General features: G+C 60.4%; 3 protein-coding genes. All 3 read right to left on the bottom strand.

The annotated features are described in order from the left end of the window. The coding region (locus ACIQ2L_RS13900; protein WP_396159862.1) for a hypothetical protein at window positions 1-901 on the bottom strand (901 nt) is incomplete at its 3' end. Further along, window positions 901-2,283 (bottom strand): DUF1501 domain-containing protein, encoded by a 1,383-nt coding sequence (locus tag ACIQ2L_RS13905; protein WP_396159864.1) that lies wholly within the window; start codon window positions 2,281-2,283, stop codon window positions 901-903. The genes ACIQ2L_RS13900 and ACIQ2L_RS13905, both read right to left, overlap by 1 nt. A gap of 36 nt (window positions 2,284-2,319) precedes the next feature. Next, window positions 2,320-4,305 (bottom strand): DUF1553 domain-containing protein (locus tag ACIQ2L_RS13910; RefSeq protein WP_396159866.1); only part of this gene is annotated, 1,986 nt, incomplete at its 5' end.

Consider the following 4,305-nt stretch of genomic DNA (forward strand, 5'->3'; position numbering starts at 1 on the left):
GCCAGACGATATTGCCATTCGCATCGATCTCCGCGAGCAGGTCACGGCCTTCATCGGAGTTTTTGAGATGATAATCTCCGCAGGCGACGAGCAGGTTCCCACTCTGCAGACGCTGCGTACCCAGAAGGTAAAGGCAGGAGAGGCCAAGCTCCTGAGTCGTCCAGCACGTCCGTTTTTTTCCATCCGGACCCACGTACAGCAACTGGCAGCCTGTCGAGGTGGAGACAAACAGCGAGCCATCATCGCTCTGCGTTACGGCAAAGGCCTTCTTCACCGTGGGCGATGGGGTGAGTAGCGGGTCCAGCGGTATCGATTGCAAGACTTTGCCCGTTTGGGCTTCGACCTTGAGAACCGTCTTGCGTCCGTATTGGCCGACCCAAAACGCGCTCGCGCCCGGCACCGCGCGGATCATGCGGTAGCGGAAGTGCAATGGATCATCTTTGAGGTCCGGCAATGGCGTCTCGCTAACTACCGCGCCGTCGCGAGCCACCACGCGGATCTGGCTCACCCCGCTATCTATCAGCGCAAATCGCGCACCGCCATCGAGCACCGCGCAACTGTTTGCCTCCGCCCCCTTTTCACCGCGACGCGCTGCATGTTCCAGCACGAGCTTTTTTGTCGCATCGAAGACCGCCAGACCGCCGCGATGCGCAAACGCGATGCCGCCATCCGGCAGACGCCATGCGTCATAGATGCCGCCGTAGCCGGGAAGTTTCAGCATGTCCGTGACCATGACTGCTCGGTTGACCTCGATGACTTGATTGTCCGCCGCGAGGAGGAAGCGTTCCTCGGCGCTGACCTTCCCGCAGTTGAACGCCAACGCGAAGAGAGCGTGGAGCAAGACGAGTTTCATCGGATGAAAAAATGACGGATGGTTTGGTTTCTGATTGTTTGGCATCATCAAGCGAGAATCTCTTTTACCAAGTTTCCATGGACATCGGTGAGGCGGAAATCGCGACCGGAGTAGCGGTAGGTGAGTCGCGCGTGGTCGATGCCGAGCAGGTGGAGCACGGTGGCGTGGAGGTCGTGGATATCCACGGCTCCTTCGACCGGGAAGTAGCCGAACTCGTCGAGCATGCCGTGGCTCATGCCAGGGCGAAGGCCAGCACCGGCCATCCAAATGGTGTAGCCCCACGGGTGATGGTCGCGGCCCGGTTTATTGTCCGCTCCTTCGGTGTTTGGGGTGCGGCCAAACTCGGAGGCGAAGACGACGAGCGTGTCCTCCAGCAGGCCGCGGCTTTTCAGATCCTTCAGTAGTCCGGCAATAGGACGGTCGATGGAAATGGCGAGCTTGGCATGGGCGTTCTGGATGTCGTTGTGACTGTCCCAACCATTGCTGACGATCTCGATGAATCGGACGCCGCGCTCGAGCAGCCGCCGGGCCACGAGGCATTGGCTACCAAACTTATCCGTGTCCTTGTGCTCTGCTCCCACGCCGTAGAGCGCGAGGGTGGCGGCGGTCTCCTTGGTGAGGTCGGTGGCCTCGGGAACAGCATCCTGCATGAAGTAGGCCTTCTCGTGGTTGGCGATGGCGGCTTCGATGATCTGATTTTGCGCGGAGGATTGGAGGAAGACGCGGTCGAGTTGGCCGACAGCCTGCATTTTGTTGTGCTGGAGCGATTTGAGTTTCTCGGCCATCACGAGGTCGTCCAAAGGCCGTGCGGGGTCCTGGAAAAAGGGGGAGCCCTGATGGATCGGCGGCAAGAATCCACTGGTGCGGCACATGCGTTTCCGCGAGCCCATGACGACGAAGCCGGGCAGGTTCTGATTCTCCGAGCCGAGGCCGTAGTGCGTCCATGAGCCGACGCTGGGGAAGCCCTGCATCAGCGAACCTCCGTGGAGCATGCCGATAGCGCTCTCGTGGTCGGGCGACGGCCCGTGCATGGCGTGGAGGAAGGTGAGGTCGTCCACGCAAGAGCCGATCTGTGGGAAGAGATCGCTCACCATTTTCCCGCACTCACCGTAACGCTGGAAGGGAAAGGGACTGCCTAGAATGGCACTGGTGGTGCGGCCAGTGATGTCTTCTTTTTTTCCTGCGACCTGGAGTGGCTTCCCATGATCCTGGGTGAGCCGCGGCTTGTGATCAAAGCTGTCGAGATGCGAGAGGCCACCATCCAGAAAGAACCACACGACGCGCTTCGCCTTGGGAGTGATGTGCGGGCCGACCGCCTGAAGCGGGGAGCCGAAGGAACGGTCTGCCAAGAGCGATTGAAGGGCGAGCCAGCCGAAACCCGAGGCGCTGGATTGCAGCAACATGCGGCGGCTAAGAGGTGCAATATTCATGGCGGCTTAACGAATGGTTCAAGGATTACGAATGGTTCAAGGAATGTAGAGAAACTCTTTGGTGTTGATGAGGACATGGCAAAGGTCTGTCCAGAGCCGTTCATCCGAGCCCCGGGCAACGGGCGGGATGGAGTAGGCTTCGGCTTGGTCCTCGATGAACTCGACGAGGGTCTGCACCTCGCTTCCGGCCGGTTGACGACCGAGCGCTGAAACGAAGAGATGCTCGATGCGCTGTTCGACTGAGAATCCCTGGCGAAGGCCCAATTCCTTTCGGGCCCAGACAGCGGCCTGTTCGTGGACAAAGGCGTTGTTGAGCATGAGCAGCGACTGCCCGGGGACACTGCTGGTCTCGCGGTTACCCTGCGTGCGCGATGGCTCCGGCGCATCGAACATGATCATCAAGTGATTGAGGTCCTCGCGCTTGATGTATTGGTAAATGCCTCGCCTTTGACGCGGACTGGCCACGATGGCGCTCTCGCTTTGGTTCGCCGGACCGGTGTAGCCGAACAGCATCGGATCCAGCGTGCCGCTGACCGCGAGAATAGAATCGCGAACCGTCTCGGCCCGCAGGCGCTGTACCGGCATGTGCGAGAGGAGGCGGTTGGCCGGGTCCACTTGTTGGGCCTTCGCGGAGGCGATGCTTTGGGCTTGGAAGGCGCGGCTTGTGACGAGATGACGGATCAGTGCTTTCACCGACCAGTCGTGCTCGACGAGATAGGTGGCGAGGTAATCGAGTAACTCAGGATGGCTGGGCTTCTCGCCCATGACGCCGAAGTTGTCCACGGTGGCGACGAGTCCCTGGCCGAAGATCCAGCGCCAGACGCGGTTCGCCATGACGCGGGCGGTAAGCGGATTTTGCGGCGAAGTAAGTTCGTGCGCCAGTTCCAGCCGCGCCTGCCATCCGGTGTTGTAGCCCTCAGGCCCGTGAATGACCTCAAGGAAACGGCGGGGTGCTATCTCACCCGGCGAATCCGGCGACCCTCGGCGATGCACGGGAGAATCAAACCCAGGGCCCTCCGTCACGATGGCTGAAGCACGCTGAAAACGTGGCAGGCCGGACTCGATGCCTCGATACTGCTCAGCGAGCTTTTGCACGTCGCCGGGCAGTTGTTCCAATTGATTGCGCAGGGCCCCGTGCTCCAGCAGCCAATTCAGCAGAACCACATCGTCGGCGCTGGCAGCATTGCGGCCCCATCGTTCCAGCGCCGCCTCACATTCCTGAAGCCAGTGAGTTGCGAGACCTTCCGCGCTCCACTCTGGACTCGTGGGCGCGAGACGCAGCGCCAGTTGCAGCTCATTTTCCGGCGCTCCCGGCGTATCATGCTCCACGATCTGATCCACGGAGAACCACGAGCGCCCAGTCGTGTCATTGACCACGAGCTGATAAGGTTTGTTGCCTTCATCGGAACGGCGGAAATGGGCCGCATCATCCTTGGTCAGGATTTCCAAATACGACCGGCGGCCCTGCCAGCTCGCCTGATGCCCCACCGGCACCGTCACCCAGGTGGGAAAGCGTGAATCAAAGTGCCGCACTTTATTGGCGTGAGCGATGTTCTCCATCGGCTGGAAGTTGTTTTGAATCAGTCGAACATGCGCCGACGAACCACCCGCCACCCGAAGGCTGACGAACTGCGTGCCGAGCGAAAAATCCGCCGAACGAGCGATGCTACCATGCTTGCGGGTCAACCGATCCGAGCTGAGGCCCGGAGGCACCAAGCGATCGACCAACTCCTTTCCCTCCGGCATCAGCGTGAAATCGCTGCCGCCGCTCCAGACCGTGCTCGGCTGCACACCCGAGAAGAACCAGCCCGTATCACTCTGACGAAAATCCGCCGTGGTCTTGAACTTGTTCCGGTTCCGCTCCTCGCGGGCTGCGGACTCACGTCGCTGCTCGTCGAGCCAGGTCGCGGCCACCTTTTCCCAAGGCCTACCTGTTTCGTTCGGAGACAATGAGACATCAGCATTCTCCGTGTCTGGTTTTGTGATTGTCTCCTTGTCTGATTTTCCACCTGTCCCAGCAAA

Origin of the sequence: Flavobacterium sp., from assembly GCF_044369455.1 — a bacterium.
GTDB lineage: Bacteria > Bacteroidota > Bacteroidia > Flavobacteriales > Flavobacteriaceae > Flavobacterium.